This window comes from Clostridium sp. AM27-28 (genome assembly GCF_003480955.1).
GTDB lineage: Bacteria > Bacillota > Clostridia > Lachnospirales > Lachnospiraceae > Otoolea > Otoolea fessa.
The window spans coordinates 19,526-37,600 of record NZ_QUJT01000005.1 but is presented as its reverse complement, the minus strand read 5'-3'; the positions used below and the strand labels follow the sequence as shown (position 1 = coordinate 37,600).

13 protein-coding genes are annotated in these 18,075 nt (G+C 49.7%); 3 read left to right on the top strand and 10 right to left on the bottom strand.

The genetic code is table 11. The annotated features are described in order from the left end of the window. Positions 1 to 9: 9 nt before the first annotated feature. The 7 genes from DW720_RS07005 to DW720_RS06975 form a co-directional block, all read right to left on the bottom strand. A complete protein-coding gene (locus DW720_RS07005) occupies positions 10 to 798 on the bottom strand; it encodes an electron transfer flavoprotein subunit beta/FixA family protein (protein ID WP_022359830.1) in 789 nt (262 codons plus the stop codon). Positions 799 to 979: 181 nt separating this feature from the next. Continuing rightward, entirely contained in the window at positions 980 to 1,684 is a 705-nt protein-coding gene (locus tag DW720_RS07000) for an FCD domain-containing protein (RefSeq protein ID WP_118749418.1), read from the bottom strand. Between the two features lie 74 nt (positions 1,685 to 1,758). Beyond that, positions 1,759 to 3,036 carry a Wadjet anti-phage system protein JetD domain-containing protein gene (locus DW720_RS06995; protein WP_118749417.1) on the bottom strand — a complete coding sequence of 426 codons (1,278 nt, stop codon included), beginning with the start codon at positions 3,034 to 3,036 and terminating at the stop codon, positions 1,759 to 1,761. A 16-nt stretch (positions 3,037 to 3,052) separates the two neighbouring features. Beyond that, on the bottom strand, positions 3,053 to 6,313 hold the full coding sequence (locus DW720_RS06990) for an SbcC/MukB-like Walker B domain-containing protein (protein WP_118749416.1): 3,261 nt from the start codon (positions 6,311 to 6,313) through the stop codon (positions 3,053 to 3,055). Continuing rightward, on the bottom strand, positions 6,288 to 6,974 hold the full coding sequence (locus DW720_RS06985) for a DUF4194 domain-containing protein (RefSeq protein WP_117796428.1): 687 nt from the start codon (positions 6,972 to 6,974) through the stop codon (positions 6,288 to 6,290). The genes DW720_RS06990 and DW720_RS06985 overlap by 26 nt, the downstream gene beginning before the upstream one ends. Before the next feature lie 3 nt (positions 6,975 to 6,977). Beyond that, complete coding sequence (locus DW720_RS06980) at positions 6,978 to 8,393, bottom strand: Wadjet anti-phage system protein JetA family protein (RefSeq protein WP_107000148.1); 1,416 nt, start codon at positions 8,391 to 8,393, stop codon at positions 6,978 to 6,980. Between the two features lie 192 nt (positions 8,394 to 8,585). Next, positions 8,586 to 9,488: a LysR family transcriptional regulator gene (locus DW720_RS06975; RefSeq protein ID WP_107000149.1), complete on the bottom strand. Its 903-nt coding sequence runs from the start codon at positions 9,486 to 9,488 to the stop codon at positions 8,586 to 8,588. Between the two features lie 275 nt (positions 9,489 to 9,763). Here DW720_RS06975 and brnQ point away from each other — a divergent pair, with 275 nt between their 5' ends. Next, positions 9,764 to 11,149 (top strand): branched-chain amino acid transport system II carrier protein, encoded by a 1,386-nt coding sequence (gene brnQ, locus DW720_RS06970; RefSeq protein WP_118749415.1) that lies wholly within the window; start codon positions 9,764 to 9,766, stop codon positions 11,147 to 11,149. A gap of 28 nt (positions 11,150 to 11,177) precedes the next feature. Next, the gene (locus DW720_RS06965) at positions 11,178 to 12,194 is read left to right on the top strand and encodes an ABC transporter substrate-binding protein (protein ID WP_118524596.1); all 1,017 of its coding nucleotides are present in this window, start codon (positions 11,178 to 11,180) and stop codon (positions 12,192 to 12,194) included. 192 nt (positions 12,195 to 12,386) lie between these two features. On the opposite strand, the gene DW720_RS06960 is transcribed toward DW720_RS06965, so the two are convergent. After that, complete coding sequence (locus tag DW720_RS06960; protein WP_347560707.1) at positions 12,387 to 13,853, bottom strand: D-alanyl-D-alanine carboxypeptidase family protein; 1,467 nt, start codon at positions 13,851 to 13,853, stop codon at positions 12,387 to 12,389. Positions 13,854 to 14,076: 223 nt separating this feature from the next. Between DW720_RS06960 and DW720_RS06955 the strand changes: the two genes are divergently transcribed. Then, positions 14,077 to 15,537 (top strand): polysaccharide deacetylase family protein, encoded by a 1,461-nt coding sequence (locus DW720_RS06955; protein WP_117796424.1) that lies wholly within the window; start codon positions 14,077 to 14,079, stop codon positions 15,535 to 15,537. Between the two features lie 141 nt (positions 15,538 to 15,678). On the opposite strand, the gene DW720_RS06950 is transcribed toward DW720_RS06955, so the two are convergent. Together DW720_RS06950 and DW720_RS06945 are read right to left on the bottom strand one after the other, a co-directional pair. Further along, complete coding sequence (locus DW720_RS06950) at positions 15,679 to 16,614, bottom strand: GTP-binding protein (protein WP_022359817.1); 936 nt, start codon at positions 16,612 to 16,614, stop codon at positions 15,679 to 15,681. Between the two features lie 18 nt (positions 16,615 to 16,632). After that, complete coding sequence (locus DW720_RS06945) at positions 16,633 to 17,871, bottom strand: CobW family GTP-binding protein (RefSeq protein WP_118293267.1); 1,239 nt, start codon at positions 17,869 to 17,871, stop codon at positions 16,633 to 16,635. Positions 17,872 to 18,075: the final 204 nt, after the last annotated feature.

The following is an 18,075-nucleotide window of genomic DNA, read 5'->3' as shown; positions in this document are numbered from 1 at the left end:
TTCCACCTCCTACACGAATTTCATATCCACGATCTTCTGATACAGCCGGTCCGCCAGCTCTTCGCCGCTTCCGTCCCACATTTCCTTTTTGTCATTGACAGCCGGTGGGAAAATGCGCTGAACCTGCGTCGGGGAACCATTGAGTCCATAGTGCATCGCGTCTTTATCATCCATATCCGCCAGGGAAAGAATCCGGATTTCACGGTCTTTCGTGTTCATTTTCCGGACATACGAAGGAAGTCTTGGCTGGAAAATGTCCTTGTCAACGGCTAAGAGACACGGAAACTGCACTTTCGCCACCTCGACCTCTTCCGGCAGATCCATGCTGACGGTGATGCCGTCCTCATCAATCTGATTGATCTTGACAACATCTGCCACGCTCGGGATATTCAGCCACTCGGAGATCTCCGGACCAACCTGCGCGGTGTCGCCGTCCGTTGTCTGTTTGCCGCAGAGGATCAGGTCAAAATCGCCGCAGCTCTTGATGCCCTGCGCAAGTGTATAGCTGGTCGCCAGTACATCCGCACCGCCAAATTTGCGATCCGATAAAAGCGTTCCGCCGTCCGCGCCCATCGCAAATGCCTCGCGGATCACCTGCTGCGCCTGCGGCGGTCCCATGGAAATGACGTGAACACTTCCGCCCACTTCTTCCCGGATCCGGAACGCCGTCTCCAGCGCGTACAGATCGTATGGGTTCATCTTCGAAGCCGCGCCGTCTCGTTTCAGCACGCCGGTAACCGGATCGACTTCTACTTTATTGCTTTCCGGTACCTGTTTGATACAGACAAGAATCTTCATTCTGCTTCCTCCTTCATATGGATGCTTTGTAAAAATCTTTAAATGATGGATGTAAAGAATTTTTAATCCGCATATTGGTTCTACCAATTTATTGAAAAGAAAAAGAATTTTGGTAGAACCAATTTTCTTTATTCGTTAGTATAGTGGGCTGCGTTCTAGTTGTCAACGATTGTTTATCTTTTCACATAGAATGTGTTTTTTCATGTTTTTCCAAAATTTCATCTATCATCCGGAAATGCCGGTCCAGTGCATCCTTCCCCGCTGCATTATCTTTGTTCCGCAGCGCTTCCGCAATCTGCCGGTGACAGAGATTCAGCGCTTCTTTCGCCTCTTTTGTCCGCAGAATTTCCGCGCGCATATTCCGGATGAAGGTATCGATCACGCCGGAACACGCCTCTAAAATATTGAGCAGCAGCACATTTCCCGACGCCTGTGCCAGTGTAAAATGGATCTGTTTATCAATCCGGGCGTTTTCCTGCTCGTCCATGCTCCGGTCAAGACGTTTTACCAGCTCTTCCAGCGCCTCCATCTGGCTCTCCGACGCCTGTTCAATCGCCAGGGCAAACGCCTGCTGTTCCAGCGCATAACGGATCTGGCTGATCTGCTGATAATTAATCTGGGACATAGCAAACATCATCCCCATCGTCTCCGCAATGCTTTTCTGAAATTCACAAGTGATGTAATTCCCCGATCCCTGCTGGGAGGAAATCACTCCCGTCATATCCATGATCCGCAGCGCTTCCCGGACGGAATTGCGGCTGACTTCCAGCATCTGCGCAATCTCCCGCTCCGGAGGAAGCTTCTCCCCCGGACGCAGCTCGCCCGCCATGATGCGGTTCTTGAAATATTCGATGACGCCTTTGTAGGCTTTTTCCTGTTTTTCCATAGACACTGCATTCCTTTCACTTTGTCTTTATCATATCATATATAAAAATCCGGATTGAACCGAAAAGATTCTTTTTACAGAAAGCTCTCCAACCTCGTCTCCTGCCAGCTTATAATCTCCTGCTCCAATTTACAGTTGTGCTCCAACATATACCGCAATATTCCCGCATAGCTGCTGCCCTGTTTTATCATCGCTTCCGCCTTCGCCCGATCGGGTGCTTCCAATGGCTTCGCATATGTCTGAAACCGCTGCAATTCCTGCACACCCATCGCGCATAGCTGAAACGGCAGTCCCGTCTTTCGGATCAGATGCCCCGCGATCGCCAGACCGTCTGGATCGAGATCGCCAAAATGATGCCAGGAAAGTCCCGGATTTTCTCTGGCGATCCGCTGCAATAGCGCCTGTTTCGTGCGGGTATGGTAGCCGCTCAGAAACAGATAAAATATATGTTCCCGCTCCAGCCGGTGAAACGAGGTCAGATTTTCCACCGTCATCAGCGCTGCATCCCGGATGTGGATGCTTTTTGCCTTCTGGAATGTCTCAAAAGGGATCGACATCGGCAGATCGTGATAAATCCGAAGTTCGCGTCCATCTTCAAGGCAGATCCGCGCATCCCCTTTCAGATAGATATACGCCGGATTGGAATAAATGTAAAATTCCTCCAGAAGCGCCGTCTGCCGCTCCCGTTCTTCTTCCAGCTCCGCAAGCGGTTCATCATACCGTCCTGTGTGCTCCAAAATCCCACACACCTTTTTCCGATATATCTTTTCCCACTGTTTACTGTCATGCAAAACTGCCTCTGACATTTCCCGCTCCAGCGTAGTTCTCTGCTTTTCCTGATTTTCTTTTAAAAATTGCACCAGATTCCAGATAGCTTCTGCCTCGGTTATCTCTTTTTCTACTTTCTTTTCATCCAGCTTTTTTGCACGGCTGTTTTTCAGTGTCTGAAGCTTTTCTTTTCCATATGCTTCCAATAAATCGCACTGGCAGAAGCGATGATAAACTTCTTCCAACTGTTTTTTTAGAATATTCTTTTCCGTCCGGTTCAGACAGGTATAGTAATCTTTCCAGCGTTCCGGGACGGCACAGATCTGACGGAGAATACCAGTATTCGGAGGAACTACATGAATAAGTCCCCCCGATTCCATCTGACGGATCAGTCGTTCAAATTCTTTTTCCTGGAAAAGCTGTTCCGGCGGGAGAAAATCTTTGTTGTAGCCCTTGAAAATATCGGATGGTTTGACCGAAAACACTTGTTTTACCTTATTTTCACCGACATAGGTGACGCTTTTTTCGTATTGATCCAGCAATTTACTTAAAAGCTGTTCTTTCCACTCTTTCCGATCCGCCATTTTTTCTCCTCTTTCCCTATGCCTGCTTCACCAATCCTTCTACCGCATTCGTATACCGTCCTGTCACGATGAGGCTGACGGTTGAATCGATGAACTGACCGATACTGTTGATCTTCTCCGGCGGGGCTGCATAGAATACCTGGAAGTGATTTTCTTCGAAATAACGGACCATCTGCTCGATCCGCTCTCTCGACAATGCCGAGAATGCCTCGTCGATGAATGCCAGACGGGCGCAGCAGGTGTTTGCCGGGTAGCACTGCAAAAGACTCGCCGCCAGAATGATAAAATACGGGGTCTGCTTCTCGCCGTTGCTGGCGGAACCCTGTTTTTTTGATAACTCTGCCGTGATCTCGGTCTGTCCCTGACGGCTGCTGATCTCCATATCGTAAGAGAAATATCTCCTGTAATCCGTGTATTCCCACTCATCTTCTTCCGCCAGAATGATACTCATAAACTCCTGAATATCATTCTCCATCTCCTCGTCGTCGCGCGCCGAATTCATATAGACCTGCGGGGAACTCATATATTTTTCCAGACGCCTGCAGATGCGGAAGAAGAGAGCGCGGTCTGGCTTTTCTTTCATCACAAACTTGTAGGTATCGTTGCCAAACGGCATATGGCGCAGTTCACGGTTGATCGCGTCCATCTCACGTTTTGCCTCGCGGACATTCTCGTCAATCTCCGCCACGAAATCGTTCATAAACGCGCTCTCCAGCCGTCCTGCCTGCTCCTGCAGCTTCTGCTGGGCTTCCTCCACCTTGACGTGCGCCAGGTTCCGGTATTCTTCCCGGTACCACGGGATGTAACCAATGCCGCGCTTTCCGACGTCGATTCCCGCCAGGCGGCAATACGCCAGCTGTGCGTCCTCCAGCTGGCGCTCCCGCTCTGCCAGCATATTTTTGCTCTTGTCGATGGAAAGCTGTGTCGTCACGCGGAGCGTGCCGCGCTTCTCGCTTTCGCGGTTATATTCCTCCAGCATCGCCTCTTTGAGTTCCATGTTGACAAGGCATTTTTCCTCATATGCCTTCTGGCATAAATAGATCTCCGTGCTGATACGGCCCAGTGTTCCTTCGCAGCCCTTTAAATCATTCTTACAGCCGCCGAGCTCACTCTGGTTCTGGTTCACACTCTCATTTGCCTCGCGTGCCAGCCGTCCCGCCGTCTCCAGTTCTTTCAGGACTGCGGTAAAGTCCGGATTTGCCTCGATCTCCTCGCGGTCCTTTACCAGGCTGTCCCTGCGCTTTCCGCAGTCCTTCAGCCCATATGCCGCGCCGAAATCGTAGTGTCCGCCGTCCCAGTCGATCTCCTTGATCGCATCACGGTATTTGATAACCTGTGAAAGTGCCTCTTTATCGACCCGCTGAACCACCTGTAATTCTTCCAGTTCTTTTCTGGACTGTTCCAGCTGACAGCGGATCGCGTCTGCGCCGAGACACAGCTCGGTCCGTCTCATATCCATCATCGCAACCGCATAGCTCTTCGCCAGCATGCCATCCCGCATGAGTCCGCCCTTCGGGTATTCATGCAGCTCTTCCAGATTTTCACAGAGATGAATGCCGTTTAACAGATAATTGGCGTAACGTCTCGCATAGACGTTCGGAATCCGTAGAATCTCCGCCGCGGAACCTTCCACCGCCTCTGTTTCCGGAAGCTTATCCGTGATCACGACATTTCCATCATAGATCCTCTCTTTCTGTAAAATCTGCATCGCCTTGTAGCAGTGCGCGCCGTCCACGATGATATAGAAACGCTTTCTTCCCAGAAATGTCTCAACCGCCTTTCTCCACTCCGGAGCGGTCACCTCCTGGACCAATTCGGCAAAAATGTGGACCTCGGTCTGGATACCCTGTTTTTCTAACCCTCTCTGAATCTTATTCCGGGCATTTTCCACCTCCGCCGGGAACACAAGGATATTCGATTCCAGACGGCGGATCTTCTCCTGCAGCGCCCCTATCTCTTTTTCGCGCTCTTTACACTGATCCTGCAGGTGGATCTTATTTTCCTCATAGATGCCATCCTGACGGTGCACCTTCTCGCGGAATGCGTCAAACGCCTCCCGCTTCTTCGCCGTCTCCCCATCCGCCTGTTCCAGTGTCTCCAGATAGGTGTTTTCCGAGGATAAGGACGGAAGATCTGCTTCCAGAAGCTTGATAAGCGCGCTTATCTTCTTCTTCAATTTCAAAATCTGCGCCAGCTTGTCCTCCCAGTTCTTTTTCTCACGATCCGCTTCCTCGATCTGGCGTTTCAGGGAATCCATGCTTTCCTGCATTCCCTTGACCATATCGTTATTTTCTGCAATTCGCAGGCGTTCCTGTGCGGCTTCCTGCTGTCTTGCGAGCTCTCCCGCCCGCTCGGTCAGGCGCCCGTACTGGTCTTTTAAAGCCTGATAACGGTTTTTCGTCTGCTTTTCTTCCTCTTCCTTCTCCCGGAGCGCCTGATACGAAAGCATCAGCTCCCGGATGCGGAGTACCCGCTTTTTCTTCTCGTATTCATCACTCTGGCGAAGCACCTCTTCGAGCTGGATTTTGCCCTGTCTGAGACTCTCATAGAGTTCCCGCAGGCGCTCAAACTGGCGCTTCTGCTCGCGCAGTTCCTCCAGCGACTGGACTTTTCCCGGTTCCAGGACACAGTCCTGAATAAACTGGTCGATATTATTTTCCGGGTTAAATGCCATCATTTTCAGAAGCTTTGTCCGGTATTTGGCTGCGTCCACGCGGAGTCCCAGCGCCCGGAGTACCGCCTCCGTGCCGCGGTCCCGTCCCATAAAAGAGGAAAGCTTCATCGCCTCGCCATTCACTGTCAGCTCATTTTTCGGCGTGATGCGGAGTGCATTTCCCTCAATCCGTGTAAAATCGATATCGTCAATCGCCGCCCCTGGACAGATAAACCAGCTGCTGACCGGCTTGCCAGACTCACTTGGAGACTCAATGCATACTCCGACCGTGAGCGGCACTCCCAGCGTCGGATCGGAAAATTCCATCGCAATATAGCTGACAACGCTGCCATTTCTCAAATAACGCGCCTCGCCATTACTGCGCGTGTCGCCGCGCACATAGCCAAGCACCGTCCGGTCTCGGTCCTTCGCCGCCTTGTTAAACTGCGTGTTGCCCGTCAGGAGATAGGTCATCGCATCAAGCACCGTCGATTTTCCGCTTCCGTTGACACCGGTCACCAGGGTCGAACCTTCCAGCTCGATACAGACATTCTGGAAACGCGACCACTGGACCATCAAAAGTTTTTTCGCCGATTTCCTATTCATGATCGTCTGATTCTTCATCGCCGTCTTCCTCCTCTTTTGTCAGCTCCGTTTCCCATTCGTCCTCACGGCTCCACTTTTCCTGCATCCGCCGGTTGACATTTTCCACAAATTTGCCAAACTCCTGTGGTTCCAGCACAAACTGCATCGACGGATAAAGACAGATCCGGCAGTCCTCCTCGCCGAGCTTTCCAATCACCTGCAGAAGCTGATATTTGGTAAACAGCGTCAGAATCGATGCAAAACTGCTCTTGTCAATCTGATCCCGAATGCCGTATTTTTCCATCTCATAGCGCAGATCGGTCACCGAAATCTCAATATTTTTCGAAAGACTTCCAGAACGCACCCGGTCCGCATAGAGAGTCCAGAGGCAGCATAAAACCACACTCTCCATCTTTTTGAGTGTCACATGGTTGATCTGCAGTTTTCCATTCTCGCCGAGATCCCGGCAGTTCTGCAGCATAATCACACCATTTTCCCGGTCAATTACAATATCGTATCCGATATATCCCAGGTACGCTGAAAATGGTTCCGAACGCTTGGAGACAAAATAGTACGCTTTTTTGCTGTCCTCGTCACGGTCGCGCACGATAAAGGTCTGCTTCAGAAGACGCCTGACACTTTTCTGGAACATGTCCTTCTCAGAGGATGTATATTCATTCCATATTTCTTCAAATCCCATGTTTTATTTCTCCTTCCGGCGTTCGATTTTAAAGCGCCGCAGAAGCATCTGCTGCGTTTCCAGATAACCATCCTCCGCCTGTATCTCATACCCATTTTCCGAACCATAGGCAACCGCCGAGAGCGCGCTTAAAAGATCCCGCTTGCTCTTCATCGGAACCTCCTCGCTGGATATCTCCGTCCGATCTCCTAAAAGCGCCTCCAGATAATTCTTCATCTTATCCTTCGAATACGGGTTCTCTGCCTCCCTCTCCTGTGCCTCCCTCGCACGATCGATGTCCTCCTGTGTCATTTCTTCCAGCTTTGCATAGGTTGCCTCGCGGATCATCTGCTCCCGTCGCGGATAGCGGATCGAGTCGGTATCGATAAACTCATTATTTTCCAGCAAAAACAACCCGTTCATCGACTCCGGCAGTTCTTCCTTCCAACCGAGTGTGTTCATCTCCGCCGCAATCACGCGGATCGTCTGCTCGACATGCCCGCGCACATCGCTGTCCCGGTTTTGAAGAAATCTCGCGCGTCCAATCGCAATCTGTAAATAGATATTAATTTTATGCTTGATATCCCGCATGATCTGGTCGTAATCGACTGAGAAAAACTGCAGAATCGTCTGGATCATATCCAGCACCTTATTCTCCGCCTCAATGTGTTCCAGTTCTTCTTCCTTCGCGCATCCCGCCACCAGGCCCTCAAACAGCTCCTGCCGGTTCTGCATCGCTTCCAGCTTTGACCGGATAAAGGAACGGTACATATGAATATTCTGCTGTTTCGTCAGACGCGCGTACTCGCGGATAAAATCGCCCTCACAGTATTCGAGGACGTTCTCGGTCAGACTTTCCAGGCTTTCCTCGCGCACCATCCGCTCGATGATTTTTTTGATAAAGGTCGCCAGGCGCTTGAGCGCACCGGAGAGCTGTTTCGCGTTGCGGTAGACCGAGCGCAGCGCATTGACATAGATATCCGGTTCCCACTGGTCTGGATTCTGCAAAATATTATAAATATTGAAAATATAACTTGAAAATTCTTCCCACTCCGGCTTCATCATCTTCTGGAGAAATTCTGCCAGAAAGACGCCCTGCTCCGTCATCATGATATGCTTCTCATACGTCGCATCGTCCGTGTCCTCCTCCAGCCATCCGACCTCTTTCGAGCAGAATTTGCGGATCACGGAATTGGCAAGCTGGTTGTAATTCCGGTCGGTTGTCATCTCATCGTCCAAATAATCAATGTGATTTTCCAGAAGATAGATGGCAAGCGCATCCCGGATGCGGCTGCGGGCAATGCGGTAGGTAATCTCCCGATCATACTCATGATAAATGAGCAGAAGACAGTCCGAATAAATGCGGTTGCTGCTGCCGCTTGCCAGGCAGTTGAAAAAGCCGATTGGGAGAGCATCAAAAAGGTTTTTATTTATACTCACGGTGTATTCCTTCCATATATTTATCTGTATTTATGTTTCTGATTTTCCTGAATATTTCAATATCTGAAAACACCTAACTACCAGCTCTTCCAAAAAACGAAAAGCCGGCAGTCTCAGTCGTTTCTTCTTAATAATTATATACTCTATACCGGGAAAATGGCAAGGCTGGGACTGTTTGGACTTTGATTCCGGTTATTTCAAAGAGACGTTTCTTCCTTTATTTAACGTACTCACAAACTGCATCACACATTTCGTCAGCTTCGCAATGCTTTCACTTTCCTCCGCCCCCGGCTTCATACCCATTCCTATTTCCCGGATGCAGGTCGGGGAAACCGGAACGCAGTAGACATCTTCCGTATTTCCGCGGATCATCAGTTCAGACATCATTGAAATGCCCAGTCCTTTTCCCACCATGCGGATCACCGTCTCGTCATCCACATAGACGGACTGCTCCTTTGCCCTGACTCCCTCTTTTGCAAATGCGGCGTGTACATCGATGTCAAACCGCCCGTAAGGCATCAGGAAATCTTTTCCTTCAAATTCACGCAGCGGAAATTCTTTGCGCCCATTTAAGGGATACTGCTTTGGCAGAATCGCATACAAAAGTTCATGATACAGCGGAATCCACTCGCATTTCGGTTCTTTCTGTCTGCTCGCAAAAATGACATCCGTCTTTCCGCTCTGTAATAATTCAAATGGTTCCAGCGCATGATCGACCATGCGGAGATCAACGTCCACCTTCGGGCAGAGGCGGCGGAACCGGTATAAAATCTCCGGCATCCAGTACATCGCGATGCTCGCATATGCCGCCACACGGATCGACTCCTCCTGCTGTTCCCGCACCGCCTGAATCTTATTTTCCAGGGTGGCATTTGCCTGCAAAAACTGGCGGATATCCGGCAACAGGTTTTCTCCCGCCTCCGTCAGCGCGATGCCGCTGTAACTGCGGCGGATCAACGGAAATCCAATCTCCCGCTCCAGGCTGTCCACCAGATGGGTCAGCCCCGACTGCGTGTAGCCGACTACCTCGGATGCTTTCGAAAAACTTCCAAGATCTACCGCCGTCATCAATATTTCCAGTTTTTTGGCATCCATGCCGCACCTCCTTTTAGAATATTACATTTTGTCATATTTCTATTATAAACTAGATTTTCACAAACCACAAGGAAGGCTTTATAATGATGATTAGAAAAGAGTTTTCAATTGTTACTGTTCACGGGTAGGCACTTTTGGAACCGAAAGTGCCGTAAGAAAACGTGGTGGCAGCAGGAATTTGCCGTATTTAAATGCGAAGCCACGGCAAATTCCGTTACTGGACACGTATGCGTGAACAGTAACTTTCAATTCTCATGTAAAAGGAGTGAATATCTATGACGCAGACCTGTCTTTCCCATAAGCAGCGGCTTTTAGTTGCCGGAACATTATTCGGCATGTTCTTTGGCGCCGGAAATCTGATTTTTCCGGTACATCTCGGTCAGCTTGCCGGACGCCAGTTTCTCCCGGCAGCGATTGGATTTATTCTGACTGCCGTCGGCATTCCGATCCTGGGTGTTGCCGCGATCGGAAGCACGCATTCGGAGGGACTTCAGGATCTGTCCCGCCGCGTCGGACACAGATATAGCTATTTCTTTACCTGTCTGCTCTACCTGACAATTGGACCGTTTTTCGCTATTCCGCGGTGCGCTACGACCTCCTTTACCGCCGGAGTCAGACCTCTTTTAGGAACACAGCTTTCCGAACAGACTATGCTGTTTTTGTTTTCGCTGATCTTCTTTGCGCTGGTGTTTGTATTTTCCATTCGTCCTGGCAGCATCACGCTCTGGATCGGAAAAATCATCAATCCGCTGTTTCTTCTGTTTCTAGGCGTTCTGATTGTGACTGCCCTGCTTCATCCGAGCATCGCGGTTTCAGGGGCAGTTCCCGATGCCTCTTATCAGAATGGAGCTTTCTTTTCCGCGCTCTCCCAGGGCTATGAAACCATGGATGCGATTGCCGGACTCGCATTCGGGATCGTGGTCATTTCGGTTATCCGCCAGATGGGCGTGCGGGAAGATTCAATCATTGCAAAAGAGGTTCTGCATTCCGGTATGCTGGCTGGGCTTCTGATGGCATTTATCTATCTGCTTACCATCCTGATTGGAGTACAGTCACTGGGACAGTTCGAACTTTCAGAAAACGGCGGCATCGCCCTCTCCCAGATTGCAGACTACTACCTTGGACGGATGGGCACCTGGATCCTCGCCATCGCGATCACGTTCGCCTGCCTCAAAACCTCCATCGGGCTTGTAACGAGCTGTGCGGAAACCTTTGTGAAACTGTTTCCCCATGCCCTTTCCTACCGTGCATGGGCAGTCGTTTTTACCCTTTTTTCACTCATTGTGTCAAATATAGGACTGTCCGCTATCATCACTTACTCGGTTCCTGTTTTGATGCTGATTTACCCGCCAGCCATCACGCTGATTCTCCTCGCGCTGCTTGGAAATGCATTCCAGCATAACAAAAAAGTCTATGTCTGCGTTACCATTTGTTCCTGGGCAGCTTCCATCTTTGACTTTTTAGCAGCTCTGCCAGACGAAATGCAGTCTGCCCTACATCTGGAACCCGTCATCGCATTTGCCAGACATACGCTTCCGCTGTTTGATTTGAACCTCGGATGGATTCTGCCGTCGCTTGTCGGGCTTTGTATTGGACTTCTCTGGAGACAGAAAGAAAAACCAGCAGACCGCTCACACCTTCCTGTATTTCCCATATCTTAATAGTATGAACGAACCGCAGGAGGCAACTATGAAACGAACTAAATTTGCAGCTGCCCTGGCTGTGCTCACTCTGCTTACCACCCTGACCGGGTGTGGACAGGCGAAGGAGGCGGACGGGGCGCTTGAACCGGTCACACTCAATGAGGTAGCCCACTCGATTTTTTATGCGCCACAGTACGCCGCGATCGAGCTGGGCTATTTTAAGGATGAAGGCATCGCTCTGACACTCGTAAACGGTGCCGGTGCCGACAAAGTTATGACCGCGCTCATCTCCGGGGATGCCGATATCGGATTCATGGGCTCAGAGGCAAGTATCTATGTCTACCAGGAAGGTTCCGCCGATTATGCTGTCAATTTTGCCCAGCTGACCCAGCGTGCCGGAAACTTTCTCGTTGGACGAAGTGCCGAACCAGACTTTTCCTGGCAGGATCTGAAAGGCAAAAAGGTGCTTGGCGGGCGCGCGGGTGGAATGCCGGAAATGGTCTTTGAGTATATTTTAAAGAAAAATGGCATCGATCCAAAAAATGACCTGACAATCGATCAGAGTATCAATTTCGGGCTGACAGCGGCGGCGTTTACGAGTAATGATGCGGATTACACGGTCGAGTTCGAGCCCTTCGCCACCACCCTTGAAACCGAAGGAAATGGCACCGTTGTCGCCTCGCTCGGCGTCGATTCCGGTTATGTCCCCTACACCGCCTACTGTGCAAAGCAGAGCTATCTAAATAGGCATCCGGAAATTATCCAGTCGTTCACGAATGCCATCCAGAAGGGCTTAGCTTACGTCAACTCCCACAGTGCGGACGAAATCGCCGAGACAATCCAACCTCAGTTTCCAGAAACAGACCGCGCGGCAATCGCCCGCATCGTTGAACGCTACAAAGCGCAGGACACCTGGAAAAATGATACCATTTTCCACAGGGACAGCTTTGAGCTTCTGGAAAATATTCTGGAAGAAGCAGGTGAACTCAAGGAACGGATTCCTTATGAAAAACTGGTAACGACCACGTATTCTGAAAAAGCGGCTGGATTGCAGAATGAATAACCAGCAAAAAAGAATGTGCCTTGGCACATCCGGGCGTCTCGCGCGGTCGCTTGCGACAACCTACATCTTCGCGCGAGTGCGCATCATTGGCACGTTAGTGCCTTTTTGTGTAATAGGAAATTCCAAGGAATTTCCTATTACACAAAAAAGAGCTGTCGTGTATCACTATTCAAACATGACAGCTCTTTATTTCTATGCCGCAAACACTCCCATTACCTTCTTAAAATAGTCCCAAAGCCCCGCTTTCTCCACCGTTTCTGCCGCTTCTATCTCCACACTTCCCAATTCCCGTCCATCCAGCCGGTAAACCAGATGTCCGATCACATCGCCCTCCTGAATCGGCGCTTTGCGGGATTCTTCCATCATCCACTCTTTTTCGATTCCATCCAGATTCTCTCCTCCCATCGAAAGATAAGAAAAGGTTCCCCGCAGACGCCCTGCAACCTGTTCCTGGATGCCGCCTGCCACCGTCGTTTCCGGCACAGCTCCCGGATTCTCATCTTTGTAAAGATGACAATTTGCAAACCCATAATTTAACAATGTGACCGCATCCGCAAACCGCGCCTTATAATCCGGTGCTGCCAGAATGACGGCAATCAGATCAACGCCATCCTTCCGCCCGGTTGCGGACAGGCAATATTTTGCCAGCGATGTAGAACCTGTTTTCAGTCCCGTCACCTCAAAATTTGTCACCATTTTCAGCAGCTTATTCGTATTGGAAAGTCCAAATTCTTTCTCTCCCTGCTTGGTCCGGTGCGTTATATTTTCCATCCAGATCGTTGAATACTGAAAAATTTCCGGATACTTCGTGATCAATTCCCGCGACATGAGGGCAATGTCGCGCGCCGACATCGCGTGCGTCGTAGACGCCGTCAGACCACAGCAATCCTCAAACTTTGCTGTCTCCATTCCAAGCCCTTTCGCCCGCTCGTTCATCATCGCAACAAATGCCTCCTCACTGCCGCCGATATACTCTGCCATTGCCACACTGGCATCATTTCCCGATGCAATGACGATGCACTTGATCAGCGTTTCGACCGTCTGTACCTCCCCTTCTTCCAAAAACACCTGGGATCCCCCCATGGATTTCGCATGCGCGCTGGTCGTGACCTCATCCTGCAAATGAATTTTTTCCGAATGTAACGCATCAAAAATCAGAAGCAGCGTCATAATCTTCGTCACGCTGGCTGGATTTCGCGCCTCGTCCGCATTTTTTTCATACAAAATAGTTCCGGTGGAGGCCTCCATAAGAATCGCCTCCGGTGCCTGGACGGGAAGCTCAGCGGCATTTTCTGCTGCCTGCGCTGTCTCTGCGGTTACTGAAACGGGAATCCACAGTTCCTCCGCGTAAGATGTGAGCATACTATTTCCCCCCAATTCACCAATTCCAAGCTGTATGCCTGACACACATTCTCCCATCGTAAGCACAACCGCTACACCAATCGCTGCCAGCCCTCTCCAAGCATTTTTATTTAAATACTCTCTTCTCCTGTCTCTGCCCCCTTCGTCCCAACACATACATTCTTTTTCCCGAAACAGCTTCTTTTTCACAAACCAACACCATTTTTCCACACGCTTCCATTTCAAATACCACGCCTCTCCCTGCATGATACATTTTTCATTCATATCTTCCTCCGTCTGCACATACTCTCTTCTCAAGATATGGCATATCCGCCCGTCCCTATGCCAAAGAGAATTGTAAGAAACTGTCATAGACCACCTTTCCTTTTTATGGTATACTATAAGAACACAGACAGGCTTATAAAAACGTTTTCCGCTCTCTTTCTTGCTGTGTCGAGTCGGTGGCAAACTTTCTCGGCCTGTTATTACTATCTGACGCAAAAAACGACAGATAAATATGAATAAACAAAAGGTGAAAACTATGATGAGAAGAAATTCCTCCCTTGGAAGCGTTGGATTTTCTGCACGTGGCGGACGTTCCAGGCGACGGCACGGCGGTTCCTCTAAACTTCCGTATTTAATTTTAATCGGCATTCTGATTGTACTGCTTGGAATTGCCGCGTTCCTCTGGGTGCGCCGCTCTCCGGCAGCACATGTATCTTCGGTTCCAGCGACAACCGAAACGGATTCTGAAAATGGAGTAATTTCCCTTGATAATGCATCTGCACCTGCTGATGACAGCCTCGAGGGTGTCATCGCTCAGGCAAAGCTTCTGGCAGACGGTTATGACTATGACGGGGCAATCAATCTCCTGTCCAGCAGTACATACGCATCTGACGAGTCCGTGACGGCAGCGATCGACGAATACAACGCCACCAAAGAAACACTGGTGCGCGCTGATCCGCGTAAGGTAACGCATGTATTCTTCCATACACTGATTATGGATACCTCGAAAGCATTTGACGGCGACAGCCGCGAAAAGGGTTATAATCAGGTCATGACGACCAAGGATGAATTTATGAAGATTCTCCAGTCGATGTATGAGCGCGGTTTCGTTCTGGTACGTCTGCACGATGTAGCATATGAGGTGACCGCAGAGGACGGTTCCAGGCATTTCCAGGAGGGCGATATCATGCTTCCGGAAGGTAAGAAACCGTTCGTCATGTCACAGGATGATGTCTGCTACTACGAATACATGGATGGCGATGGCTTTGCCTCCCGTATGATTATCGGCGAGGATGGCAAGCCAACGAACGAGATGAAGATGGACGACGGTTCTGTTTCCGTCGGTTCCTATGATCTGGTGCCGTTACTGGATGATTTCATCAAAGAGCACCCGGATTTCTCCTACCGCGGCGCAAAAGCGTGCATTGCTTTTACCGGTTACAATGGCATCCTGGGTTACCGCACCGATTCCGCCTACAATACTGACGAGTACAAAGCGGAACACCCGGATTTCAACTTTGAGGAAGAACGCGCCAACGCAGCAAAAGTCGTCCAGTGCCTGCGCGACGACGGTTTTGAAATTGCCTCCCACAGCTGGGGCCACCGCAACATGGGTACGATCCCAATGGATAAATTCCGTGAAGATACCGATAAATGGGCAAATGAAGTCGAAACGCTGACCGGTCCGTGTGATATCATCCTCTTCCCGTTTGGAAGCGATATTGGGGACTGGCATCCGTATGATACAAGCAGCGAGCGCTTCCAGTACCTGTACAACAAGGGATTCCGTTACTTCTGTAACGTAGATTCCTCCCAGTATTTCGTCCAGATCGGCGACGATTATATGCGACAGGGGCGCCGGAACCTCGACGGCTACCGGATGTATTACGACCTTCCGGAAAGTGGAGTCGGCGGCGATCATTTGAGTGACCTGTTTGATGTCAACGAGGTATTTGACCGGTCAAGACCTACTCCGGTGCCGAAGATGACGGAGTAAGATAAGACTGTAATCCAATTTTAAATAAAAGAAAGAGAAATCGAACGAATGCTCGATTTCTCTTTCTTTTTTAAAAACCCCGGAGTCTTCCACACTCCGGGGCACACCTTTTCTTTCAAGCACAGCTTTCCGTTGCAAATCTTAGAACTGCACAATCTCCTCAATCGGCTCTGCCTTTTCCACATAATCTGCATAAAGCATCGGACCTTCGCCCTCATACTCCGGCATATACTCATATTCTACGCGGGCACGTACTTTGACCCAGTCTTTCGTCTCAAGCAGACGGGCATTTTTTGCCTTGCACATGAAACCTAAGAACGTCATATCTGCCTCGCAGCAGGTCATCGCCATACGTCCAGGAACAAAGTTGTTCTTCGGGAAATCCGGGGTTTTCAGTACCATGCCGGTAAATTCAACAGTCTTTCCACGGTAACGGTCCGGTTTATCCATCGCATCAATATACCAGATACCATATGCCTCCGGCGGAATCTCGATCACTTCGGCATTGACATCAAACGGAAGATCCGCTTCGGTCACTTCCTCAATTTCGCCCTCTGCGTCCTCAAATACGATCTGAACCTGCGGGTTCATGCCCTTTAAAGTACGGCGGTATACATCCAGATCCTCGATCTCGTCGCAACGGTTCATGATAATCATTTCCGTGTTGCGGACCATGGCACCAATCAATGGTTTCATGTTCTGCAGGTATAAATCAAATGTGGAACCATCGATGATCGTAATCTGCTGATACAGATCCCAATCGTTCGGAAGTTTCAGGGCATCCAGATTCCACATACCGTTCCACTCCATCAGAACTCGCTCCGGATTGTAAAGGAGCTCCAGATCCTGTAGGTATTCCGGCGTCAGCTTTTCCGCTTCCTCTATATAGACAACCGCTGTATGAGTTTGCTTTAAAAGCTCCTCATCATACTCTTCCTCGCCCTCTTCGCAGACAATCAGAAGTGTTTTTCCTTCGGTCTGGAAATAATCCTGCTGCATTGTAAATTTAATAAACTGGGTTTTTCCAGCTTCCAGAAAACCATTGATGAGAAACAACGGCATCTTATCTTCATTCATAGTTCATTCTCCTTGTATTTACGCGTTGAACGCTGCCTTCAGACCCTCTTCGTCCAGCTCGGCACCGATCACGCACACCTTTCCGGTAAAATCCGGTGCTCCCTCACGGATCTCAGCCTGCTCCGGAACCATATCAAAATGCAGCCATACGCCCTTTTCTTCACTCGGAACCATGCCTTTCGCACGCAGAACCTCGCCGTATTTATCACCATAAGCCAGATCATCCAGAATCTTCTGCAGATCTTCTTTCTTCATCACGCCGACATTCTCCAAGCCCCAGCTTGTAAATACATCATCTGCATGATGGTGTCCTTCGTGATCGTGGTGGTGGTCATGGCAGCCACAGCCACACTCGTCATCATGGTCGTGATGATGATGCTCATGGTCATGATCGTGACAGCCACAGTCATCATCATGGTCATGATGATGGTGCTCATGATCGTGATCATGACAGCCACAATCGCAGTCATCGTCATGATCATGATGGTGATGATGCTCGTGATCATGATCATGGCAGCCACAGTCGCAGTCATCGTCATGGTGGTGATGCTCATGATCGTGGTCATGGCAGCCGCAATCGCAGTCATCGTCATGATCATGATGGTGATGATGCTCATGCATATGCTCTCTTGCCTCTTTCATCAGCTCCTCTGCCATATCATCTTCCTGCTCGATCATCTCAAGAAGCTGTGCGCCGGTCAGCTCGCTGCATGGAGTGGTCACGATGGTTGCCTTTGCATTGTGCTGGCGAAGCATCTCAACCGCGCCCTGTACCTTCTTCGGATCCGCTACATCGGTACGGCTTAACACGATCGTGCCTGCATTTTCGATCTGGTTGTTGAAAAACTCACCGAAGTTCTTCATATACATACGGCATTTGTTGACATCTACCACGGTAACCGCACTGTTTAACATAACCTCAATCTCAGAAGCTACATTTTTTACTGCATTCATAACATCAGACAGCTTGCCGACGCCTGACGGCTCGATGATAACACGATCCGGCTGATATTTGGTCAGAACTTCCTCGAGGGAACGTCCAAAATCGCCGACCAGAGAGCAGCAGATACAGCCGGAGTTCATCTCACGGATCTCGATGCCAGCGTCTTTTAAAAAACCGCCGTCAATGCCGATCTGTCCAAATTCATTTTCAATCAGAACGACTTTCTCGCCTGAAATTGCTTCTTTTAAAAGCTGTTTAATAAACGTAGTCTTTCCTGCACCCAGGAAACCGGAAATAATATCAATCTTTGTCATTTTACTTACCTTCTTTTCTGTACAAATGTGTACTGACTGTAAATCATTGTCCGCCCGGTACCTGGCATCCCGGCAATGCATAGCTTTACATCGCCCGAATCTGCCGAAGTTCCGATCAGCCACTTATTATTTTACACAAATACCTAGTAAAGTCAAGCATCGGCAAAATCCCGTTACTGGGCGCGTGTGAACAGTAACTTTTTT